General features: G+C 46.0%; 2 protein-coding genes. Both read right to left on the bottom strand.

The window, feature by feature from the left end; translation table 11 throughout:
• A partial coding sequence (locus tag AC1TPB_RS24795) for a condensation domain-containing protein (RefSeq protein WP_482078935.1) occupies positions 1-1,675 on the bottom strand: 1,675 nt, incomplete at its 3' end.
• Between the two features lie 48 nt (positions 1,676-1,723).
• Positions 1,724-2,164, bottom strand: a complete 441-nt coding sequence (locus AC1TPB_RS24790; protein ID WP_482078936.1) for a condensation domain-containing protein — start codon at positions 2,162-2,164, stop codon at positions 1,724-1,726.
• Between the last annotated feature and the right edge of the window lie 4 nt (positions 2,165-2,168).

Below are 2,168 nucleotides of genomic sequence, written 5' to 3'. Positions count from 1 at the left end.
ACGCGATCCGTTCCGCTGGGTACGTTGGATCAATTGGTAAGTATGCACCACCAGCCTTCAAAATCGCCAGAATCCCCACGATCATCTCCACCGAACGATCTGCCATAATCCCTACAATGCGCTCGCCTTCTACGCCACGCGCACGTAGCTCATGCGCCAGTTGGTTCGCCTTCGCGTTTAGCTCGCCATACGTCAGTCGCATAGACTCGAATACGATCGCCTCAGCTTCTGGCGTCCGCTTCGCCTGCTCCTCAAACAGCACGTAGATCGTCTTGTCCTTCGGATACTCCGCCTTCGTATCGTTAAACGTCTCCAGTAGTTGATGCTTCTCTTCTTCCCCGACTAGCTTGATCTCTTCTAGCCGCATGTCTGGCCTTACTGTCACTTGCTCCAGAATGCTCTCCAAATGACCAATAATCCGCTCTATGTTAGCTCTTTCATGTATAGACGCATTAAAACTGATTTTGATACTAACCCTTTTCACATGCAGATGTATCGTCACACTTAACGAATAATTGGTATGTTCAAATCCTTGGAAATCTGTGATCTGAAAATTTTGCTGAGTTGGTTGCCCGCTTATTTCGTTGACTTCTGGATAGTTCTGAAAGATAAACAAATGATCAATCAAGTTTTGTTTCAGTTCCGATTGCGTTTGAACCTCTGCCAAAGAAATGTATCCGAATTTCTCCGATTCAAGCGCTCGCTGCTGTAACCGTTTGACCATCTCAATGTACGTCTCCGCGTTTTCATTTGGGCCTAATCGTACGGGAAGTGTGTTAATAAACAGCCCCACCATACTTTCGACACCGTCTATTTCAGCAGGACGTCCCGACACAACCGCACCGAATATCGCATCATCAATATTATTGTAGCTACGCAGCAACATTCCCCATGCCGTCTGCATCATACTGTTCATTGTCACCTGATGAGATTTGCACAATTTCGTTAAACGATCGCTCAAGGTCTCTGAGAACGAATGTTGAATTTCTTCCAGTACGTATGCCCCACTGTTTAATTTGGCGCTTGCTGGGATCACCGCCCGATGCTCGTAGCCAGCCAAATAATCTTTCCAGTAGACCAACGCCTCTTCGCGATCCTGTTCTTCCAGCCAATTGATGAAGTGGATATAAGGCTTAACGGCAGGCAAATCTATCGATTTGCCTCCGCAAAGTTGCGTATACATATAAAAGAACTCTTTTAAGACGATGCTCATGCACCAGCCATCCATCAGTATATGATGATGGCTCCATACAATCTCGTAACGACTCTCTCCTATCTTTAGTACGGCAATACGCAATAAGACATCTTTCGTAAGATCAAATCCTTGCTCCCGATCTTCCCGTTTAAAACGCTCCACGCTGTTTTTGAGTTCATCTTCCGTTAACCCTGTGTAATCTTCGAATAGGATCGAAGTTTTGCGCTTTTTGAGTACGATCTGTAAAGGTCTTTCCAGTTCCTCGTACATAAATACCGTTCGAAAGATATCGTACCTTTCCATCAAAAGAGAAAGACTCTTCTCCAAATTAGCTTCATGCAGCACTCCTTGAATAACAAACGACATCTGTTCGAAATACGCTGACGACTGCGGATCCATTAGCGCTTGGAACAACATGCCTTCTTGCATGGGAGACAGCTTGTATATGGAAATCACATTTCGGCTACCGTCATTACTCAATACATTCACCTATCTTCCGTCTATAAATTATTAATTACAGCGATCCCACTATAGATTATTTAACCTCGTTAATATTTTTTCAAAAGTGTCTAACGACATCGGTCTACTGCCTACATCGCTTGGGGTCAACTCAGTCTCAGCTTTCTTCATACAATGCTCGACGATCGAAAGCAATTGCTTCTTGTAGTTGGCCATCAACGCCTGCATCGTGCTTTCGCAGTACTCCTGCTTGTCGTACGTCACGACCAGCGTCAGCTTTCCGTCCATTACGCTCCCTGTAATGTCTAGCGCATGGACCCGTTCTGATTGCGGGCTCATCGTCAGTCCAGTGGAAAACCCCGACATCGACATGGCCCCTGCATCCATTTCTCGGTCCCACTGTCCCAAGTAGTTAAAGCTGATTTCTGGCTTCATTCCACTGCCAATGCCGCTTTTCTCCGCTGGCGTCAAATACTTCAGCACGCCATATCCCACGCCTTTGTTCGGAATCCGT

Source organism: Paenibacillus sp. Y951 (assembly GCF_056786395.1).
The sequence above is the reverse complement of the archived record's forward strand: the minus strand, read 5'-3'. Positions and strand labels throughout refer to the sequence as shown.